Source organism: Curtobacterium sp. MCLR17_058, assembly GCF_003234705.2.
GTDB classification, from domain to species: Bacteria; Actinomycetota; Actinomycetes; order Actinomycetales; family Microbacteriaceae; genus Curtobacterium; species Curtobacterium flaccumfaciens.
Window position 1 is genome coordinate 1655589 of the sequence record NZ_CP126262.1, and the last position, 20862, is coordinate 1676450.

At 71.6% G+C, this 20862-nt stretch carries 20 protein-coding genes and 1 tRNA gene; 15 read left to right on the plus strand and 6 right to left on the minus strand.

Going from position 1 to position 20862, the window contains the following annotated elements; translation table 11 throughout:
* The first annotated feature begins 4 nt into the window (after positions 1–4).
* Positions 5–77, plus strand: a tRNA-Val gene (locus DEJ11_RS07805).
* A gap of 47 nt (positions 78–124) precedes the next feature.
* Here the strand turns inward: DEJ11_RS07805 and DEJ11_RS07810 are convergent.
* A complete protein-coding gene (locus DEJ11_RS07810; RefSeq protein ID WP_111103991.1) occupies positions 125–481 on the minus strand; it encodes a putative quinol monooxygenase in 357 nt (118 codons plus the stop codon).
* Positions 482–653: 172 nt separating this feature from the next.
* On the opposite strand from DEJ11_RS07810, the gene DEJ11_RS07815 reads away from it, so the two are divergent.
* Positions 654–1586, plus strand: a complete 933-nt coding sequence (locus tag DEJ11_RS07815) for an AraC family transcriptional regulator (RefSeq protein ID WP_111103963.1) — start codon at positions 654–656, stop codon at positions 1584–1586.
* A gap of 8 nt (positions 1587–1594) precedes the next feature.
* Here the strand turns inward: DEJ11_RS07815 and DEJ11_RS07820 are convergent, their stop codons facing one another.
* Complete coding sequence (locus tag DEJ11_RS07820; RefSeq protein WP_258375443.1) at positions 1595–2440, minus strand: helix-turn-helix transcriptional regulator; 846 nt, start codon at positions 2438–2440, stop codon at positions 1595–1597.
* Positions 2441–2546: 106 nt separating this feature from the next.
* On the opposite strand from DEJ11_RS07820, the gene DEJ11_RS07825 reads away from it, so the two are divergent.
* The 5 genes from DEJ11_RS07825 to DEJ11_RS07845 all read left to right on the plus strand — a co-directional run bounded on the left by DEJ11_RS07825 (position 2547) and on the right by DEJ11_RS07845 (position 5963).
* A complete protein-coding gene (locus tag DEJ11_RS07825; RefSeq protein ID WP_111103959.1) occupies positions 2547–3518 on the plus strand; it encodes an SDR family NAD(P)-dependent oxidoreductase in 972 nt (323 codons plus the stop codon).
* A gap of 205 nt (positions 3519–3723) precedes the next feature.
* Positions 3724–3966, plus strand: coding sequence for a hypothetical protein (locus DEJ11_RS07830; protein ID WP_111055364.1), 243 nt, complete (start codon positions 3724–3726; stop codon positions 3964–3966).
* Positions 3967–4085: 119 nt separating this feature from the next.
* Positions 4086–4625 (plus strand): GNAT family N-acetyltransferase, encoded by a 540-nt coding sequence (locus DEJ11_RS07835; RefSeq protein WP_111103957.1) that lies wholly within the window; start codon positions 4086–4088, stop codon positions 4623–4625.
* Between the two features lie 89 nt (positions 4626–4714).
* A complete protein-coding gene (locus DEJ11_RS07840; protein ID WP_111055362.1) occupies positions 4715–5380 on the plus strand; it encodes a hypothetical protein in 666 nt (221 codons plus the stop codon).
* Positions 5381–5447: 67 nt separating this feature from the next.
* A complete protein-coding gene (locus tag DEJ11_RS07845; RefSeq protein WP_111103955.1) occupies positions 5448–5963 on the plus strand; it encodes a hypothetical protein in 516 nt (171 codons plus the stop codon).
* A 143-nt stretch (positions 5964–6106) separates the two neighbouring features.
* Here DEJ11_RS07845 and DEJ11_RS07850 read toward each other — a convergent pair whose 3' ends face one another.
* On the minus strand, positions 6107–8272 hold the full coding sequence (locus DEJ11_RS07850; protein WP_284176692.1) for a phosphocholine-specific phospholipase C: 2166 nt from the start codon (positions 8270–8272) through the stop codon (positions 6107–6109).
* Between the two features lie 248 nt (positions 8273–8520).
* On the opposite strand from DEJ11_RS07850, the gene DEJ11_RS07855 reads away from it, so the two are divergent.
* The gene (locus DEJ11_RS07855) at positions 8521–9276 is read left to right on the plus strand and encodes a GntR family transcriptional regulator (protein ID WP_111103951.1); all 756 of its coding nucleotides are present in this window, start codon (positions 8521–8523) and stop codon (positions 9274–9276) included.
* Between the two features lie 84 nt (positions 9277–9360).
* Here the strand turns inward: DEJ11_RS07855 and DEJ11_RS07860 are convergent, their stop codons facing one another.
* A complete protein-coding gene (locus tag DEJ11_RS07860) occupies positions 9361–10689 on the minus strand; it encodes a glycosyltransferase (protein ID WP_111103949.1) in 1329 nt (442 codons plus the stop codon).
* 234 nt (positions 10690–10923) lie between these two features.
* Here DEJ11_RS07860 and DEJ11_RS07865 point away from each other — a divergent pair, with 234 nt between their 5' ends.
* The 5 genes from DEJ11_RS07865 (at position 10924) to DEJ11_RS07885 (ending at position 17174) form a co-directional block, all read left to right on the plus strand.
* On the plus strand, positions 10924–12423 hold the full coding sequence (locus DEJ11_RS07865) for an FAD-dependent oxidoreductase (protein WP_111103947.1): 1500 nt from the start codon (positions 10924–10926) through the stop codon (positions 12421–12423).
* Between the two features lie 52 nt (positions 12424–12475).
* Positions 12476–13720, plus strand: coding sequence for a cytochrome P450 (locus DEJ11_RS07870; protein WP_111030232.1), 1245 nt, complete (start codon positions 12476–12478; stop codon positions 13718–13720).
* A 46-nt stretch (positions 13721–13766) separates the two neighbouring features.
* On the plus strand, positions 13767–14447 hold the full coding sequence (locus tag DEJ11_RS07875) for a hypothetical protein (RefSeq protein WP_111103945.1): 681 nt from the start codon (positions 13767–13769) through the stop codon (positions 14445–14447).
* Between the two features lie 227 nt (positions 14448–14674).
* Positions 14675–15676 carry an endonuclease/exonuclease/phosphatase family protein gene (locus DEJ11_RS07880; protein ID WP_111103943.1) on the plus strand — a complete coding sequence of 334 codons (1002 nt, stop codon included), beginning with the start codon at positions 14675–14677 and terminating at the stop codon, positions 15674–15676.
* A gap of 139 nt (positions 15677–15815) precedes the next feature.
* Positions 15816–17174 (plus strand): cation:dicarboxylate symporter family transporter, encoded by a 1359-nt coding sequence (locus tag DEJ11_RS07885; RefSeq protein WP_111103941.1) that lies wholly within the window; start codon positions 15816–15818, stop codon positions 17172–17174.
* Positions 17175–17189: 15 nt separating this feature from the next.
* On the opposite strand, the gene DEJ11_RS07890 is transcribed toward DEJ11_RS07885, so the two are convergent.
* On the minus strand, positions 17190–17702 hold the full coding sequence (locus DEJ11_RS07890; protein ID WP_146250072.1) for a hypothetical protein: 513 nt from the start codon (positions 17700–17702) through the stop codon (positions 17190–17192).
* Positions 17703–17831: 129 nt separating this feature from the next.
* Here DEJ11_RS07890 and DEJ11_RS07895 point away from each other — a divergent pair, with 129 nt between their 5' ends.
* Positions 17832–18674, plus strand: a complete 843-nt coding sequence (locus DEJ11_RS07895) for a hypothetical protein (RefSeq protein ID WP_111103937.1) — start codon at positions 17832–17834, stop codon at positions 18672–18674.
* A 45-nt stretch (positions 18675–18719) separates the two neighbouring features.
* Here the strand turns inward: DEJ11_RS07895 and DEJ11_RS07900 are convergent, their stop codons facing one another.
* Positions 18720–19376, minus strand: coding sequence for a TetR/AcrR family transcriptional regulator (locus tag DEJ11_RS07900; protein WP_111054659.1), 657 nt, complete (start codon positions 19374–19376; stop codon positions 18720–18722).
* Positions 19377–19564: 188 nt separating this feature from the next.
* Between DEJ11_RS07900 and DEJ11_RS07905 the strand changes: the two genes are divergently transcribed.
* Positions 19565–20722, plus strand: coding sequence for an alpha/beta hydrolase (locus tag DEJ11_RS07905; protein WP_181433111.1), 1158 nt, complete (start codon positions 19565–19567; stop codon positions 20720–20722).
* Positions 20723–20862 lie beyond the last annotated feature (140 nt).

Consider the following 20862-nt stretch of genomic DNA (forward strand, 5'->3'; position numbering starts at 1 on the left):
GTGAGGGCCTTTAGCTCAGCTGGTAGAGCGCCACGTTTACACCGTGGATGTCGTCGGTTCGATCCCGGCAGGGCCCACCGAGCCACCGCTGGCCGGTCTCCCACCGGGACCGGCCAGCGATCCGTCAGTTGCCGAGGGGCCACAGCCATTCGGCTTCGAGGTCGCCTTCGACGAGTTCCGCGAGCTTGCCGAAGTAGTCCTGCATGTGCGGCTGCTGTACGTGGCGCGCGATGTCCGCCCCGGAAGACCACCGCTCGTAGAACGCGAACGCCCCGGGCTGCTCCTTCGTGGTGTGCACCGAGTACTGCTCGTAGCCGTGCTCGGACCGCACCGTGGGGATGATCGCGCGGATCGCGTCTTCGAGTGCCTGCTCCTTGCCGGCCCGGGCGCGGGCGAACCCGTAGACGGCCACCGGGGTCGTCGAGGCCAGGACGTCGGCGGGCATCAAGCCATCGGGGACGGTGTCTTCGGTCGTGCTCATGGTGACTGCTTCCTTCGTGTCGTTGCCGTCCCGAACGAGTGCTCCGGACGTCGCCAACGCTAGGAGCGGTCAGTGGGACGTTCAATGTTCCTGAGGACCAGGTTCATGTCCGCGAGGACCAACCGAAGCGGTTCCATGGTCCATCCGGAAAGACAGGCGTACGTTCGTCGAAGTGGACGTCCTCTCCGAAGTACTCGACGTCTCCGGAGTCCGGGGAAGTGCCGGCGCCCGGATCGCGGCCGCCGGCGACTGGGGCGTGGAATGGGTCCGGGATCGCGACGCCGTCGTCTACGCGGTCACTGCCGGTGTCGCCTACTTGATGGTCGAGGGCGGTGCCCCGAGGCTCCTGACGACGGGCGACGTCGTCGTCCTGACCACCGGCACCGCACATGCGCTCTCCAGCGCGCCCGGCGTCGACATCCACTCGTGCGACGTCGCGGCCGCGGACGAGGCACGCCGCAACGGTGGCCTCCTGCGTCTGGGTGACGGGGACGAGCAGACGCAGATCCTGGGCGCTTCGTACTCGCACGACCCCGCTGGATCCACACCGGTCTTCGCCCTGCTTCCTCCGGTGATCCACCTCCGGGCCCAGCAGCTCGACGCGAGCCTCGCGGATATCGTCCGACTCATCGGGCACGAACTCGCTCGTCCCGGCCTCGCGACCCACCTCGTCCTCGATCGTCTCGTCGACGTCCTCCTCGTCGCGATCCTGCGGACCTGGCTCGCCTCCTCGCCAGAACCCGGCGCCTCGTGGTGGGGAGTCCTCCGCGACCCGCTCCTGATGCGGGCGGTCACGAGGATCCACGAGGCTCCTGGTCACCCCTGGACGACCGAGGCGCTCGCACGTGACGTCGCAACATCGAAGCAGACGCTGGTGCGCCGCTTCCGGACGTTCGCGGACACCACGCCGGGGGAGTACCTCACCCGCTGGAGGATGGACCTCGCAGCGCGTCGACTCCGTGACACCGACGACGGCCTCCAGAAGATCGCCGCCGACGTCGGGTACACCTCTGTCTACGCGTTCAGCCGAGCCTTCAGCCGCGAACGGTCGCTCCCGCCCGGGCGGTACCGAACGGTCGCCCGCGCAGGTGAGCGCGCCGATTGACGGGAGCACTACTCGCTGATCGTCGATGTGCTCGCCGCGCCCATGGAGAGCAGGATCAGCGCGCGCGCCGTTGCAGAGCCGGCCTCGCAGCCGTAGACGACCAGCTGCAGGCCGGGTGACCCCTCGACGGCGAAGGTGTGGGCGTCGAACTCCAGCCGCCCGACCTCCGCGTGCTCGAACTGCTTCGCGGTGGTCGTCTTGCGCTGTACCCGTTGCGTGCTCCACCGGTCCGCGAACTCCGGGCTGGCATCGTTCACTTCCGCGATGAGACGGAGGAGGCGCGGGTCGCCCCCGAACTCCGCGGTCGCCGCCCGCAGGCTCGCGACGGTTGCGTCGGCGGCGCGGGCCCAGTCGGCGTGGAAGTGCCGAGCCGTCGGGTCGAGGAAGGCCATCCGCACGAGGTTGTCGAGGCGTCCGAAGGGTGCGTACACCGCACGGGCAAGGGCGTTCGCGGCGAGGACCTCGTGCGCGGGGTCGATCACGAACGCGGGGTGTGTCGACCACGAGGCCAGCAGCTGCCCGAGAGCCGGCGTCACCGACGTCGCCACCCGGGGGACTCGCGGGGAAGCAAACAGTCCTGCCAACGCGAACAGGTGGTCGCGCTCGTCGCCCTCGAGCTCGAGCCCGTCGGCGATGCCCTCGAGCACAGCGGCGCCGGGGCTCACCTCTCGCCCTTGCTCGAGGCGCGTGTAGTAGTCGATGCTGAGGCCGCCGAGCACCGCGAGTTCCTCGCGGCGAAGCCCGGGAACCCGGCGGACACCGCCGCCTGGCAGTCCGAGCGACTCCGGGGCGAGGCGGCCGCGGACGGCGCGCAGGTACGCGGCGAGGGTGAGGTCGTCGGCGGGCATGGGCATGGGCACGGGACCAGGGTAGGTGGCAGGAGCTCCGCCTCCCTGGTCCTGCCGCACCCCGGCAGGACAGGGCGATGGTCCGGGGCTGCGCGGCGTCGAGGCTGGGGGCATGGACACCAGCAGCACGCCCCAGCCCGTTCACCCCTACCTCGGCCTCTGGGTCACCGCCGACGGCCGCATCCGCCACGAGCTGCGGCCCGACGGTCGTTACGTGGAGGCCCGAGGTGACCGTGAGGCGGCCTACGTGGGCACCTACGAGGTCGACGGCGACCACATCGACTACCGAGACGACACCGGCTTCACCGCGGACGGCGACTTCAGGGACGACGTCCTGCACCACGCCGGCATGGTGCTGCACCGACGGAAGGTCGTCCTCGTGACCGGCGCTTCCAGCGGCATCGGGCGCGCGACGGCCGTCCGCCTCGCCGCGGCCGGCCACCCCGTCGTGCTCGGGGCCCGGCGCACCGACCGGCTCGACGAGCTCGTCAGCGAGATCGAGGGGGCGGGCGGTACGGCGATGCCAGTACCGCTCGATGTCACCGCCGTCGCCTCGGTGCAGGAGTTCGCGGCTGCTGCCCGGGCACGCTTCGGGCGGATCGACGTGCTCGTCGCGAACGCCGGCGTGATGCCGCTGTCGCCCCTCGCCGCAGGCCTCGTCGACGAGTGGGACAGGATGATCGACGTCAACGTCCGCGGCCTCCTCCACAGCATCACGGCGACACTGCCCACCATGCTCGCCCAGGGCACTGGCCACGTCGTGACGATCGCATCCGTCGGTGCCTACGACGTCTCGCCCACGGCTGCCGTCTACTGCGGCACGAAGTTCGCAGCACGGGCGATCACCGAGGGGCTGCGTCAGGAGTCACCGCGCGGGATCCGTGTCACCACCGTGTCGCCCGGAGTCACCGAGTCCGAGCTCGCCGCAACGATCACCGACCCCTCCGCCGCCGCCGCGATGGTCGTCTACCGTGCCGAGTCGATCTCCGCCGACGCCATCGCCCGCGCCGTTTCCTACGCGGTGGCCGAGCGACCCGACGTCGACGTGAACGAGATCGTCGTGCGGCCTGCGGCCCAGCGTTGAGTTGCTCCGCAGTGTCGCAGCGAGCCGTCGGGCGAGGCGTGGCCGGTGGCCGTCACCCCGGGGGGGGGCTACGACACAGGTCACGAGTGCAACAGCGCTCCGGGCGATGAGGGCGATCGCCCACCGGCGTGAGGCTGTTCGACGTCTCACCGGAACACGGTGGCGGTCCTCGGCGATCACCCTGGCGTCCGGTAGCGTCAGCGCCATGACCGAGATGCAGCGACGCAGTCTGCTGGAACGGCTGATCGGCAAGCCCCTGCCGTGGCTCGCCTGGGTGTGGGCGGTCATCGCGCTGGTCTGGCTCGTCCTGGCCGTCGTCGAACCGTCCCGGTTCCACACGCAGATGGCGGTCCTCTGGATCATCCTCGCCGCCGTGCAGATCGGCTCGGTGTCCTACGCCCGCGCGCAGGCGCGGAAGCGTGCTCGGAACGCAGGCGACGACTCGTAGCCGGCCCGACGCAGGCGCCCAGACCACGCCCGCGCCCGGACCACGCCCACGCCCGCCCAGTGCATGAGCGTGCGCAGAGCTCGGCGAGATGCCTGTGTGCTGCGTGAGAGCATGCGGTCGTGACAGACGAACCCCTGCTCGAGATCCGGTCGGCGTCCGAGACCGACGCGGCGTCCGTCGCTGCGGTCGTCGTCCGTGCGTACGCCAACGAACAGGGTTGGGTGAGCGACGCCGAGCTGGTCACCGGGGAGCGGACGAGCCCGGACCAGGTGCGTGCGATGATCCGTGCCCCGCGGTCGGTGGTGCTCGTCGCGGTCCACGACGCCACCATCGTCGCGACGTGTCACCTGCGGGCCTCCGACTGGGCGACGGCGCACCTCGGCATGCTCGCTGTGGACCCGGCGTGGCAGTCCCGAGGCATCTCCCGGCGGCTCCGGACCGCGGCGATCGCGTACGCCGAGGAAGCCTTGGCGTGCGATTCCGTCGAGCTCGAGGTGCTCAGCGTGCACGAGGGACTGCGACGCGTGTACGAGCGAAGCGGGTTCATCGCGACGGGGGAGACCCGACCGTTCCCGGCACACGTCGCTCGCGTCGCGGGGCTGCACTTCGTCGTGCTCCGGAGATCGCTCGGCGCGTCTGGACAGAACCCGGACGTGTGACCCGAGCGGCGCGCCGCCGCCGGGACCCGTAGGCTCCAGGCGGACCCACCGGTGCACGGGGCGCACGGTGGGATCCGAGGGGGAACCACATGACCATCACATCCAGGATCACCACCGCGGGGACGGCGACCGTGATCGTCGTGCTCGCACTGTCCGGCTGCGCCGGCACCGGCACCACCGCACCGGGGACGGAGCGGGCGGCAACGCAGTCGTCAACACCGACACAAGCGCCGACCCAGGCACCGACGGAGACGCCGACCGCGCCGGCCACCGTCGACTCGGCAACGAAGGACCTCACGTTCGAAGACGGCGACGCGCTCTCGGCGAGCACGCTGCCCGCGTTCGGGCTCCAGGTCTCGGCACTCGACGGCTGGGAGCAGACCGGCGAGGACCCGACCACCGGGTCGCGGGAGTACACGAACGCCGACGGCTCCGTGGCGACGATCACGCAGCAGCGGCTCACCGACCTCGACCCGACGATCGGGGACCGTGCCGCCACCGAGCAGCTGTTCACGGCTGCGGGGCTCCCGGCCGACCGGCTCGAGGAGCAGCTGCTGCCGACGATCACCGGCGGCACCGCGCAGTTCCTGTCGATCGCCGGGCACAACACGGACGGGTCCTGGTCGGCGACGGTCGCGCGCGCCTTCGCGAAGCCCGGAGCGGCGCTCATCGTGAAGGTCCGGACGACCTCGCAGGATGCGCTCCGTCCCGACCTGCACGACATCCTGGTCAACGCGCAGGTGGTCGTCGCCTAGCGAGTCGAGCTGGTGCGTCGGGGGCGCCGCGACGGGCGCCCCCGACGGGTCCCTATGCTGAGTCCTCGTGCGCCGCTCCGTCCGTCTCCTGACCGTCATCGTGATCGTCGCCCTGTTCGCCGTCGGGGTCCTTGCGGCAGTGGTGTTCATCCAGCGTGTGCTGGCGGATCCGGCAAGCGACGTCGCGTGGGTCGGCACCGTCCGGGCGATGGGGTTCATCGTCATCGGGGTCATGCTGACACTGCTCGGACGGCGAGGGCTGCCCGCGGCCGTCGACGCGATCAACTTGCTCGCCGACGCCGGTCCGGTGCGGCCGCTCACGGTCGTGGTGTGGGTCGTCCTCGGCGCCACCATCTACTCGATCCTGCGCGGCTGGACGGTGATCGTCCCCGTCGCGGCCGTCATCGGTGCGATCGTGGTGGCGTTGCCGTTCGTCGAACGCTTCCTGGACGCGGCGCTGGCCCGACAGGCTGCGCGAGCCGACGCCGACGCCGAGGCCGAGGCCGACGCCGACGCCGATGCCGCCGACGCCGCGACCCCGGTCACACCGGTGGCACCCGCCGGGACCGCCGCCGACGCGTGAGACGACGAGCGAGACGGCACGCGGGACGGACGTGAGACGGTCACGAGACGGGACGGGAGGCCCGGTGCCAGCTGGCACCGGGCCTCCCGTCCGTCGTGGACGCGGCCTGACCGCCCCTGCCGACCCACGCGGGTCGGCCCGCCTCAGCGCTCCGCGCGCCCGGCGAAGCGGTACCGGAACCCGGGCACACCGTCGGCGGTGACGACCACGTCGTAGTACCCCCACTCGTCGAGCGGCCAGTGCATCGTCTTGTGACCGGAACCGCGGACGTGCGCGGTCTCGCGGTGCTCCACGAAGTCGTTGGCCACGAGCACGAAGCGGAGCTCGGCCCGGCCGGTGTTCTCGAGCAAGAGCTGCAGGGTGCGCCGACCACGGGTGTCCCGGACGACGGAGACGTGCGGGACGCCGCCGGTCGCCCGACCACCGACCGCGACGGTGCCGGCGAAGCGCCGGAGGAACCGGTCGGGTCCGTAGACGCTGACGTCGTACGCACCGTCGGTCGTCGTGGTGTCCCATGCCCAGTCGGCGGTGGCGCCCACCGGGACGGTCTTCGGGTGGGCGGCGAACGGCATCGCGGTGTTCGGGTACACCAGGAAGTTGACCCCCTGGCGACCGTCGTTCGCGAGCGTCACGGTGACCCGACCGGTCCGGTGGTCGACGGTCGCGTCCGCGTGCTGTCGGTAGGGCAGGCTCCGACGGCGGACGGTGCCGGGCTCCTGGACGGGCACGGTCTGCGCACCGATCGCCGGTTCCTCGATGGGCGGCTTCGCCTGGTCGGCGTCGGCGGCCGCGACCAGCGCGCGCGTCTGCTCGATGCCGGGGACCACGTCGGCGCCGGGGATGCTCGCGTCGGGGGCGCTGAAGTCGAAGCAGCTCGTCAGGTCCCCGGAGACGGTCCGCCGCCAGTCGGAGATGTTCGGCTCGCGGACGCCCGTGACGTGCTCGAGGAACTGGATCACGGAGGTGTGGTCCGCCACCTGCGAGTTGACCCACCCGCCACGGCTCCACGGGGACACCACGGTCATCGGCACGCGGGCGCCCATGCCGATGGGCAGACCGTCGACGTACTCGTCGGGCGTGCCGGGTTCGGCGAACGGGGGGACGACGTGGTCGAAGTACCCGTCGTTCTCGTCGTAGTTGACGAGTAGGACGGTCGAGGCCCAGGTGTCCGGGTTGCTGAAGAGCGCCTGCACGACGGCGTTCGTGTAGTGGGCGCCGTAGTCCGGGCTGGCAGCCGGGTGCTCGCTCCAGCCGTAGGGGGCGACGACGTACGACACGGTCGGCAGGCTGTTGGTCGCGCAGTCCTGCCCGAACTGGCTGAGCAGGTGGGTGACGTCGAGGCCCTTGCCGGAGTTCGGCTTCCACCCGTCGTGCAGACCGGCACGCGCGGCGAGCTCCTGTTGCGCGGGATCGGAGGACGCGAGCGCGCGGTGGTACTGCTCGAACAGCCAGAGCGGGTTGTCGCCGTAGTCGCCGACGTACGGGTCGGCGGAGCTGTCGCCGACCTCGTCGTTGGCGTAGGTCTTCCAGGTGACCCCGGCCGCCTGCAGTCGTTCGGCGTAGGTGGTCCAGGCGAACACCGGTTCGTAGTCCGCCGGGTTGTCGGTCGCCGGTCCGCCCTGGGCGCCGCGGGGGTCGATGGTGCCGGACCACTGGTACAGGCGGTTCGGCGTAGTCGGCCCGTTGAGCGAGCAGTGGTAGTCGTCACAGACCGTGAAGGCCCCGGCGAGTGCGCGCTGGTAGGGGATGTCCTCGCTCGTGAAGTAACCCATCGTCTGGGCGCTCTTCGCGTCGACCCACCGGTTCCAGGCCCCGCCGTTCCACGCGGTGTGCCCACCGCCCCAGGAGTGGTCGAGGCCGTCGGCGTTCTGCGCGTTGAACCGGGTGGTGTCGAGCCGGAACGGCAGCATCGCGCCTCCGTCGGTGCGGGCCGCCGCCGGCTGGTGGAAGACGTCGTGTCCGGTCGGCAGCTCGAGCGCCTGCTTGTCCGAGAACCCGCGGACCCCGGGCATCGTGCCGTAGTAGTGGTCGAAGGACCGGTTCTCCTGCATGAGCACGACGACGTGCTTCACGTCGGCGATCGTGCCGGTGGGGACGGCGCGGGCGGTCGCGGCGCTGGCGCTGTCGGTCGCGCCCGGTCCGAACGCAGACCCTGCGGCGACGCCGGCCATGATCGCTGCTGCGCCGCCGACCAGGACTGTCCGGCGGCTCAGGCCGGGGCGGACCGCTGCGGTGTACGCCGCGTCCGGGGTCAGCGGTGGTGCGGCGTCCAGGCTGACGTCGGGTGCGCCGTGTTCGGGCTTCCTCATGCTCATCGCGGGCCTTCCAGGTCGTGGGAGTGCGGGCGGCGCTGCGGGGGAGGAGCGCCCGTCAGCATGACAACGAGGTGCGCTGAACCGTGCCTTGCCCGGCCGTGGCGGCGGGGTGAACGCGTCCCGTGGAGTCAGGATCGACCTGTCCAGGTGCGCCGCGGCTGGGCCCTGTGGTTCCGGTGTTGATCCCGCGGGGACTCCGACGCACCTGGACAGCTCCTGCCGCGGCGGGGGAGGATCACCGGGTGCGACCACTGTTCCGGGACATCGCCGAGGACCTCGCCGACCGGGTGCTCCGCGGTGAGTTCGACGCCACGGGTGTCCTGCCGGCCGAGCACGACCTGGCGGCCGACTACGCCGTCGCGCGCGGCACCGTGCGGAACGCGCTCGAGCTGCTCCGCGACCGGCAGGTCCTGACGGCACGTGCCGGTTCCCGCTGGCGCGTGCGCACCACGACGCTCGGCCACGACGCGGGCGCGCTCGAGTCCTTCGGTCAGCTGGCCAGGGCCCGGGGGCACGAGCCCGGCGGGCGGGTCGTGGCGGTCGAGGAACGGCCGGCCACCGTGCGCGAGCGGCGCCTGTTCCACGCCGCGCACGACGAGCCCGTCCTGCACGTCGTGCGGGTGCGCTCCCTCGACGGTGTGGACGTCATGCTCGAGCGCACCGCCTACGCGCCGTGGGTCGCCGCCGTCATCCGGACGATCCCGGGCGGGCAGACGTCGGTGTCGGCGACCCTGGAGGACCGGTTCGGCATCCGGGTCGGTGCCGCCGTCACCACCGTGGACGCGCTGCTGGCCGACGACGCCGACGCCGCGCTCCTCGGGGTCCGGCCCGGCGCGGCCCTCCTGCAGGTGCGCCGGTCCAGCACCGCCGAGGACGGCCGCTCGCTCGAGGCCGGCGACGACCGGTACGTCGCCGGGACGGTGCCGCTCCGGATCCGGACGGCGTCCGCAACGGAACCGGCACCGCGGACCGGCACCGGGCACGACGACGCGGGATGAGCCGGACGGGAGGCCCGGTGCCAGCTGGCACCGGGCCTCCCGTCCGTCGCCTTCCGACCCCACGACGTGGGCCGGCAGGCGGGGTCAGCGTCGCTGTGCGCCGTCCGCGGCGACGGCCGCCGCCAAACCGGCCTCGATGTCGTCGACGGGGTCCGGCAGGGCCGCGATCGACGCCGCGACCTGACGACTGCGGGCGCGGTGGGTCGGCGTCGTCAGGACCTCGCGGACGGCCCGACGGATCGCCGCCGGCCGTGGCGTCCCGGAGCGCAGGTTCCGCCCGCACCCGGCCCACGCGACCCGGGTGGCGACCTCCGGCTTGTCCTCGGTCGACCCTGCGACCACGAGCGGCACGCCGTGTGCGAGGGCACGCTGCACGCCGCCGAACCCGCCGTTCGTGACGACGACGCTGCACCGCGGCAGCAGCTGGTCGTAGGGCAGGAAGGTCGCCACCCGGGCGTTGGCGGGCAGTGCCGTGCCGAGCGCGCGGTCGACCTGGTCGACGGGGCGGCCACCGGTGGTCGCGACGACGAGGACGTCCTCGTCCGCCAGCGCGCGGAGCGTCGGCGCGATGAGCCGGCCGAGGTCGACGGTGTCGATCGTGCCCTGGGTCACGAGCACCACCGGGGAGTCGGTGTCCAGGTCGTCCCACCAAGCGGGCAGGTCGGCCGCGGGCGTCGGAGCCGCGCGGGCCACGACCGGACCGACGAACCGGACCGAGTCGGGGAGCTCCCGGCGCGGGTACTCGAGCTCCGCGACGCTCAGCTGGAACAGGGTGTCGAAGCAGCGGTAGGCGAAGTCGAACGTCCCGGTCTGCGACGGTGGTGCCCCCACCTCGGCGAGCACGGCGTCCACCGCTCGACGCAGCGGCCGGGTGAGCACGGGGTGGATCGCGGCGGTGAGCAGTCGGTTGCGCCCGCGAGCCACCGGCCCGCGTCCCGGGGAGAGCGCAGTGCCGAAGGGTGCCGCGTCGACGCTGGTGAGCGTCACCGGGGTGGTCGCGATCCCGAGCACGGGCAGGCGGTCGCCCCGCGGCAGCGCGAGGTACGGGGCGAGCCCGGTGAACGTCGCCTCGCCGAGCACCGCGTCGAAGCGCCCCGCTGCCAGCAGCGCCGTCAGCGCGCGGTACTGGGACGGGATCGCGCGGACGAACATGGCGATGATGCCCTCGCGGACGACGGCGATCCCGCGTGCCGCACTGGCGTCGGCGAGCCGCTCCTGCAGATCGGCGTCGTCGAAGTCGACGTCGGCGGGCAGCGCCACGAACCGGAGCCCGGCGCCGACGACGAGGTCGCGGTACTTGGACCCCGTCAGCACGGTGATCTCGTGGCCGCGTTCGGCGAGGGCGCGGCCCACGTCGACGAGGGGTGCGAGGTGGCCGTAGACGGGCGGGGCGCAGAGCAGGTACGAGGACACGGGTGCCGCTTCCGTCGGGGGATGGCCGGACGTTCGGAGCGTAGGCGCGGCGAGCAGGCGCGTGGCGCGGCACGGACTGGGAGTGGGTGAGAGTCCTCGAGCACACGACGGCACACACGTCGGCGCCCGGGTGACGTACTGCGTCCGCAGTAGTCGGGGCGCTCCCGCTGCAGTACCGCTCGCGCTCCGGATCGGCGCACGCTGAGGACCACCACACCCCGACGAGAGGACTCCATGGACATCGCAGTCGACATGACGAAATGCCAGAGCTACGCCCAGTGCTGCTTCTTCGCACCCGGCGTGTTCCGGTTCGAGGGGGAGGAAGCGTTGGTCTACAACCCGAACCCGAGCGACGAGGAACGCTCTCGCGTCCTGGAGTCCGCGGCGGCGTGTCCGGTGCAGGCGATCCGTGTCGGGGGAACGCGCCTCCCGGTCCGGCACGCCGACCCCGCCGTGCGCGGTGCCGCGCCGTTGACGTCCAGCGACGCGGTCGTCATCGTCGGTGCATCGCTCGCCGGCCTCCGAGCCGCAGAGACGGTGCGCGCAGCGGGGTTCACCGGCCAGCTGACGATCGTCGGGGACGAGCCGCACCGGCCCTACGACCGCCCGCCGCTGTCGAAACAGGTGCTCACCGGCGTGGTCGGCACCACCACGACGACCCTCCCGCACGCGGCCGACCTGGACGTCGACTGGCGCCTGGGCCACGCAGCGGTCTCGCTGGACACGTCGGGCCGGGAGGTCGTCCTCGACGGTGGGGAACGCATCCGGTACACCCGGTTGCTGATCGCCACCGGACGTCGCTCCCGGCCGTGGCCCGTCGAGTCCGAGGCCGCCCTGGACGGCGTCTTCGTGCTGCGGACGGCAGACGACGCCGCACGGATCCGCACCCGGTTGGAGGACCGACCTGGTCGAGTGCTGGTGATCGGCGGTGGGTTCACCGGCGGCGAGATCGCGTCGTCGTGCAGCACGCTCGGCATCCCCGTCACCGTCGTCGATCGCGGGCCGGCTCCGATGGTGAAGGTCTTCGGGACCGCGATCGGACGGATGATGGCGGATGTCCAGCGCGAACACGGTGTGGACCTCCGGACCGGCACCGGCGTGGTGTCGTTGCTCGACGACGACAGCGGACGGCTCTGCGGTGCTCGACTCACCGACGGTTCCACCGTCGACGTCGACCTGGCGGTCGTCGCTGTCGGGGCCGTTCCCAACAGTGAATGGCTCACCGGGTCCGGTGTCGCACAGGACGCCGGTGGGGTGCTGTGCGACGTCGCGCAACGGGCGCTCGACACCGACGGGCAACCGATGGACGACGTCTTCGTCGCCGGCGACGTCGCGCGGCACCCGAACCCGTCGGCGGGCCCCGGCCCCTGGACGAGCGAGCACTGGGGTGCCGCGGTCAGCCAGGCCGACGTCGCAGCGCGGAACCTCGTGCACGACAGCCACGTGCCGCACGAGAGCACCGCGGTCTTCTGGACGATGCAGTTCGGCAACGTCCTCAAGGCCGTCGGAGAGCCGTCCGTCGCGGACTCCGCGCAGGTCGCCCAGGGGTCCCTCGACGAGCGATCCGGTGTCGTCACGTTCGGCAGGGACGGACGCCTGGTGGCCGCCGTCGCCGTCAACCAGGCGAAGTGGCTGCCGTACTACCGTGCGCAGATCGCCGCTGGTGCGACCTTCCCGCTCGAGGACCCGACCGTCGACCCGTCACGGGATCCCGGAGTGGCCGCAGCACGCTAGCGGACCGCTCCCACCACCACCGATCAGAGCCAGACGACAGGAGCAGAACCCAATGACGAACAACCCGCACACCGCGTCGACGACGTGGGACACGTTGCTCGAGCAGGACAACCGGCACGACCCCAACCCCCTCTACGCGCAGCTGCGCACCCACCCGGTGCAGCAGCTGGACAACGGCGCGTTCCTCGTCACCGGGTACGACGAGGTCGTGCAGCTCATGCACGACCCGCGGATCAGCTCCGACCCCATGGCGAAGCACCGCGCGGAGGGTGCCGATCCGGGCGAACCCGCGCTGACGTCGGCGTTCGTCATGACGGACCCGCCCGTGCACGACCGCCTGCGCCGGCAGACGATGCGCCACTTCGGACCGCCGCACGCCGCCGACTACATCGACGGGCTCCGACAGGACATCGATGCCATCACGAACGACCTCATCGACGGGTTCGCCGGACGCACCGAGATCGACGTCGTGGAGTCGTTCGCGTACCCGCTGCCGGTCGCGATGATCTGCGACGTGCTCGGCGTCCCGCCGGAGGACGAGCCCCGCTTCCACGCCTGGAGTTCAGCCATCATCGCGCCGCCGGAGGCCACGGACGACGCCGACGCCGCGGTCAAGCGGCGCGAAGCAGACGAGGCCAGCCGTGAGCTGGCTGCGTACCTCGGCGCACTCGCCGAGTCGCGGCGCGGCACACCGCAGGGCGATCTGCTCTCCGGACTCGTCAACGACCACGGCCCCGACGGCCCGATGTCGCAGACGGAGGTGCTCAACACGTCGATCATGCTGCTCGTCGGCGGGCACGAGACCACCGTCAACATGATCGCCAACGGCACCCTGACCATGCTGCGCCACCCCGACACCATCGAGCTGATCCGCGACAACCCGCACACCATCGCGCAGGTGTTCGAGGAGCTCATCCGAGTCGAACCGCCGGCGCAGGTGACCCCGAAGTACATCGCCCTCGCCGACGTCACCGTCGCAGGCATCACCATCCCCGAGGGCGCACCCGTGTGGATCGCCTGGGCTGCAGCGAACCGCGACCCACGGCACTTCCCCGAGCCGGACCGGTTCGACCCGCACCGCGCGGGCAACGACCACCTGAGCTTCGGCGCCGGGATCCACGCGTGCTTCGGCGCCCCACTGGCCCGGTTGGAGACCCAGATCGCCCTCGCCACCCTGTTCCGGCGGCTCGTCAACCCGAGGCTGGTGCTCGACCCGCCGCCGTACCGCCGCAACGCGCTCCTCCGGGGTCCGAGTGAGCTCCGTGTCACCTTCGACGGAGTCCTTCCCGCCGCCTGACCGGAGCCGTGTCGGCGTCGCGGAGCCCGGGGGCTAGGGTCGCTGCATGACCACACCCGCGGGGGCGAGTTCGGGCAACGGCTACTGGCGCGGCCAGATCGGGGCGACGGCCCTGTTCGGCGTCGGCATGGTGGCGTGCAGCGTGGTGCTCTTCCGGGTGGACCCCGACGAGCCGGGGCGGGCGGTCCTGCTCGCGTTCGGGGGCCTGCTCTTCCTCACGACGCTCGGTTGGGCGGTCGATGCCGCGACCCGTTCGGACCCCCGACAGCGTGCGCTCTTCGCGTGGGCCATCGCCCAGCACGAGGCTGCGGGGCACGGCAACGACGCCCTCGCGCTGGCCGATGCGGCCCGTGCCCGCGACGGTGCACTCGACGCCGAACGGATCCGGGCGCTGCAGGCGCTCCGCCCCGACAACCCGTACCCGGGCGCCCCGCTCGACGACGACCCGGACGGCGGGACCGCCGAGACCGCCGGGGCGAACCGGCTCGGGGTCGCGCTCCTCGCGCTGTTCCTCGCGTTGACCGGGTTGTACAGCAGCTGCTGGCCGTCGGTGTTCGTGCTCGGGTGGCCGTTCCAGTTCGTCGCGTCGATCCTCGCGGTGGTCGCGATCGTGCGGCCCGGTCGCGGACGCCGGCTCGGCGTCGTCGCGGCCATCGTCTCGGTGCTCGGCACCCTCGTGACGGTCGGCATGCTCGTGTGGCGCGTGGTCGAGGCGAACGGCAGCTAGCTGCCCGCGGTCGCGTGTGCGGCTCGCGACGTGGGCGGGTGACGGACGGGAGGCGCGGTGCCAGCTGGTGTCGCGCCTCCAGTCCGGTGTCGTGACGCCCCACGGGGTGGGCTGGTCCCCGGCGCCGCTGCGGGTGCGGGTGCGGCGGGTGCTAGATCCAGCAGGATCCTCAGCGGGAGGTCGCCGTTCACCGGCGGCTGCAGGCTGCCGTCCACGATGATCCGAGGGTGCCTCGTCGTCGTGCTGCCGTCCGGACCGCCGTGGTGGTCGTGATCGTGCTGCTGGTCGGTGCCGTTCTCGGCGCCGTCTTCGTCGCCGCTCCGTGGCTCAGTTTCGGGCGGGCTCCGGTGCTCGCCGCCGTGTTGCCGGCCCGGTCCCTCGTGAGCGCGGGACTGGTCGCCGCCGGTCTCGCCCTGGTGCTCGTCGCCGTCGTCCTGCGACGCACGCGACTCGTGCGGCTGGTTGCAGCGTCGCTCGGTGCGCTCCTGCTCGTCGTCGCCGTGGCGAACACGGCGGTGCTCGGCGTGCGGGGATGGGACGTGCGGCCGGTCGACGGTGCCCGCGGTGCGCTCCGGGTGTTCGAGTGGAACACCAACGGAGGACTCGTCGGTGCGGAGGGCGTCGCCAGTGCGGCACTGACCGCGCGGGCGGACGTCGTCGTGCTCCCCGACGCGGGGGACCGACGCGCTGCCGCCGCGGTGGCGCGGGCGATGGGGCAGCACGGTCGGCCAGTGCGGCTGTTCATGGGTGGTGACGACACGCAGGTGGCGGTGCTCGTCGGGGCCGACCGCGCGTCCGGCGCGTCGATGTCGCCCGGCGTCGATCCGGTGAAGACGATGACGGTGTCCGGGCCGTCGATCCCGACGATCGTCGCCGTGCACGCTCCGCAACCGATCGGGCGTGGCCTGGCGGGCTGGCGGACCGATCTGCGGTGGGTCGGCGAACAGTGCGGCCGCGGCGCTGACGTGGTCGTGTCGGGGGACTTCAACGGATCGGTCGACAGCTTCGATGACGGGCGTCTCGGGTCCTGCCGCGACGCCGCGTCCACCGTGCACGCCGCGGCGCTCGGCACGTGGCCGACGTGGCTCGATCCGCGGCTGGCGATGCCCATCGACCACACCCTGGTCGGTCCGTCGGCCGGTGTCCTCCGGTCGTGGAGTGTGCTGACGAGCCAGGACGACTCCGGCGCTCGGCACCGGCCGACCCTGACGGTCGTCGGCGGCAGCTGACCCGGACGGCGGCCCCTGTTTCGGTCGGCGCGCGGCCCTGTTCCGGTGGGCGTGCGGCGCTGTTTCGGTGGGCGCGCGGTGCGGGAGGTGGGAACAGACTCGCAACGTCGACGAAACACGCGCCCTGTGGGGTGGATGCATGGACGTCATCACCACGGATCGTGCTCCCGCTCGCTGGTACCACTCACTGTTCGTGCAGATCGCGATCGGGGTGGCCCTCGGCATCGCCGTCGGGGTCTGCTTCCCCGCGGCCGCGCCGGTGCTCAACGTGGTGGGGCAGGGGTTCATCCGGCTGATCGAGATGGTCATCGCGCCGCTCGTGTTCATCGTCGTGGTGACGGGCATCGTGCACGTCGGTGACCTGCGCTCCGTGGGACGGATCGCCGGCAAGGCGATGATCTACTTCCTGCTCGCGTCGTCGTGCGCGCTCGTGTTCGGCCTGCTGGTCGGCAACCTCGTGCGCCCCGGGGCCGGCCTGCGGATCGACCCGTCGTCGCTCGACGCCTCGGCCGTGGCGGCGAAGACCGCGGGCGGCACGGCTCCGGACGCGGGGACGTTCATCCTCGACCTCATCCCGTCGAGCGTCGTGAACGCGTTCGCGACGAACGACATCCTGCAGGTGCTCGTCTTCGCGGTGTTCGTCGGCGCGGCGATCGCCGCCATCGGCAGTGACCGTGCGCGACCGCTCGTGCGGGGCCTCGACCTGTGCCTCGAGGTCGTCTACCGGATCCTGGGCTGGGTGATGCGTCTGTCGCCGCTCGGTGCGTTCGGGGCGATGGCGTACGTCGTGGGGCAGTACGGCATCGACACCTTGGGGTCGTACGGGCTGCTGATCGCCGCCTGCTACGGCGCAGCGGCGGTGTTCATCGTGGCGCTGCTCGTCGGCGGGCGGCTGCTGTCCGGGGTGCCGATCTGGCGGTTCGTCTGGCACACCCGCGCGGAGTTCGGGCTGGCCCTGGGCACCGCGTCGACCGAGGCCGTGCTGCCGCGGATGATCACCCGGCTCACCGAGGTCGGCGTCTCACGGAGCGTCGCCGGGCTCGTCGTGCCGACGGGGTACTCGTTCAACCTCGACGGAGCGGCGATCTACCTGTCGATCTCGCTGCTGTTCCTGACCCAGGCGTTCGGGGTGCCGCTGACGCTCGAGCATCAGGTCGCCGCACTCGGCGTGCTCCTGCTGACGTCGAAGGGCATGGCCGGGGTGCCGGGATCGTCGTTCCTGGCGCTGTCCGCGACGGCGACGAGCCTCGGGCTGTTCCCGGTCGCGGGCGTCGCGCTGCTGCTCGGTGCCGACCGGATCATGGACGCGATGCGGGTGAGCGTCAACCTGCTCGGCAACTGCGTCGCGACGCTCGTGGTGGCGCGGTGGCAGGGCGAGCTCGACCGCGAGCGGGTGGACGCGGTGCTGCGGCCCGGGCGCGGGGTGCGGCCGTCGTCGGAGCCGGAACCTGCTGCGGGTGCTGCGGGTGCAGCCGCGGTGTCGGCACCGGTTCGGTGAGGGCTCTCGGCGCGGTCAGCGTTCGAGGACGGCGCGCTGCTGGTCGTACTGCTGGCGGGTCCGGTGTCCGCCCATCTTGCGGACGACTGCGCCCGAGGGGTCACGGGTGATGCGCCACCACACGCCGACACAGATTGCGTCGATGGGCAGGGCCGTGCCGAGTCCGACCAGGAGCTCCCTGCCGAGGTCCGTCCGCCACGGCAGACCCGAGACCTCGAGCGCGGTGAATACGAGCAGACAAACCACGATGGTGATCGGGCTGAGCCAGAGCTTCCGCACGGTGCGTTGACGTGCCACGTCGATCTCCGCCAGCTGCGCCAACGGCAGCGTCGAACCGACGTGCTCGCGCGGCTCGCCACCGACGATGACGGCGGCAGGGCCGGGGGTGGTCGCTGTGTCGTCCGCGTCCGTGGCGGGTCGCCACACCACGTCGTCCAGGTGTTCCAGGTCGTCGTCGATGCGGAACCAGCCGCCTTCGAAGCCGTCGGCAGCGGCGTCGGGATCGGCGCGAGGCGTGGTCGTGGTCACGTCGGTCATCTTGGCAGCAACCAGGGCTGCTCCGGCACCACCGATTCGGGGGTGGGCGGATGCGTCGCTCGGGCCCCGATCGCGTTCTGCTGACAGGATGGTCCGGACACCACGGGGGCGGGGGCCGGCATGGGCACGGAACAGCAGGACTGGCGAGACCAGGGGACGGGCCCGACGACGGGGCGGGGCAACGCGATCGCCATCGCGCTCGTGCTGCCGGTGCTGCTCGTCGTGAGCTGGGCGGTCCAGATCGGGGCGTACCTGGCGCGCGACTTCGGGTCGATGGACGACCGGCTCGGAGCAGGGGGCGTCCTGACGCGGCTGGTCATCGGCGCCGTGCTCGCCGTGGGGATCCCTGTGGCGGTGCTCGTCGTGCAGGTCCGGGCTCGTCGGCGCGAACCGCGGCACTCGCTGGCCGCCGTGGTCGCGGCGATCGTCGTGCTGGTCATCGCCGTGCCGTGGAACGGCCTGGTCCTGACGTCGCAGGTGCGGAGCATGGTCGCCGACGCCCGGCAGTGGGCGCAGCCCGCGACCGCCGCCGAGCGGCACTTCGCCGACGGCGACGCCCGGGCCACGCTCGAGCGGATCGGGGACCGCACGGTGCGGATCCTCGGCGGCGACCGGAAGTCCGCCTACCGCGATGGTGAGCGAGCCGGTGGCGCGTACAGCGAGGAGTGCCAGCTGTCGAACGCCCACCAGGGGGTGCGGTGGATGTACTGGTACGACCCGGGGGAGTACACCGACGAGCAGGGCAACGAGTTGCTGCCCGAGGACCACACCGTGATCGAGGGTGCGAACCGCGACGTGGACGGAGTCCGGGAGTACTGGGCGTCCGAGGGCATCGACGCGCGGTCGGAAGAGGACCTGGTGCCCGACCAGATCGCGCCGACCGCCGACTGGCTCGAGAGCGGCTCGTCGTACACACGGCCCGGTCCGGACGTCGACTTCCGCACGATCTGCCTCGTGCGCTGACCCGGGAGTCGTCGGGTCGTCGCTCCGGCGCAGTGGATCGACAGCTCAGGTGGGTCGGTTGTTCTCGCCGTAGCCGGTTCGTGACCCCTCGATTGCGCTGTCGAGCATCCGGGTCCAGGTGGCCCTGGACTCTGTGCTGAGGTTCCCGCCCTCGTTCAGGAGCCAGTGGCTCGAGGCGACCGTGACGCCGCTCATGAGCGATCCAACGAGCAGATCGACTTCGAGACGGCTCCAACTCGGGTAGCGGGTGGAGACGTGCTCGGCCAGGTGCAGCGAGGTTCGGTCCATGACCTGTCGGAGCAGGGCTTCGTGCCGGGGTGACGCTTCGTCGCCTCGCCCGACGACTGCTCCGACGGACACGATCACGTCGGGCATGCTCGTGGCGCGCAATGACCGAGACACCTCGTCAAAGACAGCGGCACGAGAACCGTCGGTCCCTGGCGCGGCCGCACTCACTTCGTCGAACGTCGCCCACGCAGTCTCGAACTGCTCGACACTCGCCGTCACCAAGACGTCTGACACCGAAGGGAAGTAGTTGAACACCGTCGCCCGAGACATGTCAGCACGCTCGGCGAGTTCTTCGACGGTGAAGGCGGGGCCACCCCGCTCGGCGACCAACGCGATGGCCGCGTCGAGGATCGCGCGTCGTGAGCGGGCCTTCAACATCTCGCGGCGTCCGCGCGGGATTGCAGGGGAACTCATACGCCGAGTGTAACGCCCAAGAGCTAGACGGCGTCGATGTTTAGACGTAGTCTCGATTCACCACGTCGGCTTGCATGAAGGGCACCATGAGCACGAACGAGCAGTCACCCCAGTCCCTACCTCCGCAGGACGAGCGGACTGGCAGAGACCGTCCGGCGCGTTTCCGGTGGGCGCGGACCGTCGCTGCCGTGGTCGGCGCCGTCCTGGGGGGCCTTGTTGTCGTCCTCGCTGCCGGGAACCTCGTTCCCGCGACGAGCAACATCGTGACGCTCGGCGGCTCGATGGCCTGGGGCTATTTCGCGCCACACCTGGTGATCGTCAGTGTCATCGCTGTTCTTCTCTGCGTTCCCCTCTGGCGGGCACGGCGACGACCCGTGATCCGGGGCATCGCCTCTGTTCTCGCCCTTGGGGCGCTGGTCGCCTCGACCGGCATCACCGCAGCCCTGGTGCATTCGGCGACGGCGAACGGCGGTTCCGTGAACTTCGCCCGCACTCTGGCGCTGACGAACACGCCCGTGACCCCGACCAAGATCACGACCTACGTCACGGCTGGCGGCAAGGCCCAGCAAGCGCGCATCTACGAACCCAAGGGCGGCCCGAAGGGCGCGCCGGTGATGATGTACATCCATGGCGGCGGCTGGTACGGCGGTACTGCGGAAGAGTCCGACAGTCTCGCGCAGCGGTGGGCCGATCGGGGTTGGTACGTCGTCAACGTCGACTACCGGCTCGCGGACGCCACGCACGCAACATGGGACGAAGCCCCCGCCGACGTCGCCTGCGCCCTGACCTGGACGGACAAGCTGGCGAAGGACGTCGGCGCTGACACCGGCAAGCTGACCGTCATGGGTGACTCCGCAGGCGGCCACCTCGCCATGCTCCTCGGCTGGTCCGCCGCCGCGGGTGCCGCCCCCTCCACGTGCCCCGGAGCTGGCAAGGTCCCCGTTCCCGACGCCGTCGTGGCCGGGTATCCCGTGAGCAACATCGACTACACGTACGACCACGGCGCCTCACCCCTGCCGAGCTTCAACCCGCAGGAGTTCACGCGGTTCTTCCTCGGTGGCGCACCTGCTGATGTCCCCGACCACGTCCGAGCAGTGTCGCCCTCGACCTACCTCAGCGCCGCGATCCCGGCGACTCTCGTCCTGCAGCCCGAAAGAGATGACTTCATCCCCGCCAAGGGCAACGACGAGGTGATGAAACAGGCGAAACAAGCGGGCGCCGACGCGACGATCGTGCAGGTCCCCTTCGCTTGGCACGGATTCGACGCCACAGAGGACAGCATCGGCGGCCAGGTCAAGATGACCGTCACCGAGAACTGGCTCGAGAAGCGCAACCTTGCCCCCTAGGAAACCTGCTGACGATCCGAGACGTGAGCGGCGAGGTGCCTCGATGGCCGCTTCGCGGTCCTGCATCGGCTGTTCAGCTATGAGCTCGGCGCCGCAGGCATACCGACGGCCGCGGAGGAGGGACATGCGCGGCCGGACAG

Coding starts and splice junctions, on each gene's coding strand:
- DEJ11_RS07810 (WP_111103991.1), bottom strand. CDS start 481: ATGAGCACGACCGAAGACACCGTCCCCGATGGCTTGATGCCCGCCGAC.
- DEJ11_RS07820 (WP_258375443.1), bottom strand. CDS start 2,440: ATGCCCATGCCCGCCGACGACCTCACCCTCGCCGCGTACCTGCGCGCC.
- DEJ11_RS07825 (WP_111103959.1), top strand. CDS start 2,547: ATGGACACCAGCAGCACGCCCCAGCCCGTTCACCCCTACCTCGGCCTC.
- DEJ11_RS07830 (WP_111055364.1), top strand. CDS start 3,724: ATGACCGAGATGCAGCGACGCAGTCTGCTGGAACGGCTGATCGGCAAG.
- DEJ11_RS07840 (WP_111055362.1), top strand. CDS start 4,715: ATGACCATCACATCCAGGATCACCACCGCGGGGACGGCGACCGTGATC.
- DEJ11_RS07850 (WP_284176692.1), bottom strand. CDS start 8,272: ATGAGGAAGCCCGAACACGGCGCACCCGACGTCAGCCTGGACGCCGCA.
- DEJ11_RS07865 (WP_111103947.1), top strand. CDS start 10,924: ATGGACATCGCAGTCGACATGACGAAATGCCAGAGCTACGCCCAGTGC.
- DEJ11_RS07870 (WP_111030232.1), top strand. CDS start 12,476: ATGACGAACAACCCGCACACCGCGTCGACGACGTGGGACACGTTGCTC.
- DEJ11_RS07875 (WP_111103945.1), top strand. CDS start 13,767: ATGACCACACCCGCGGGGGCGAGTTCGGGCAACGGCTACTGGCGCGGC.
- DEJ11_RS07885 (WP_111103941.1), top strand. CDS start 15,816: ATGGACGTCATCACCACGGATCGTGCTCCCGCTCGCTGGTACCACTCA.
- DEJ11_RS07895 (WP_111103937.1), top strand. CDS start 17,832: ATGGGCACGGAACAGCAGGACTGGCGAGACCAGGGGACGGGCCCGACG.
- DEJ11_RS07900 (WP_111054659.1), bottom strand. CDS start 19,376: ATGAGTTCCCCTGCAATCCCGCGCGGACGCCGCGAGATGTTGAAGGCC.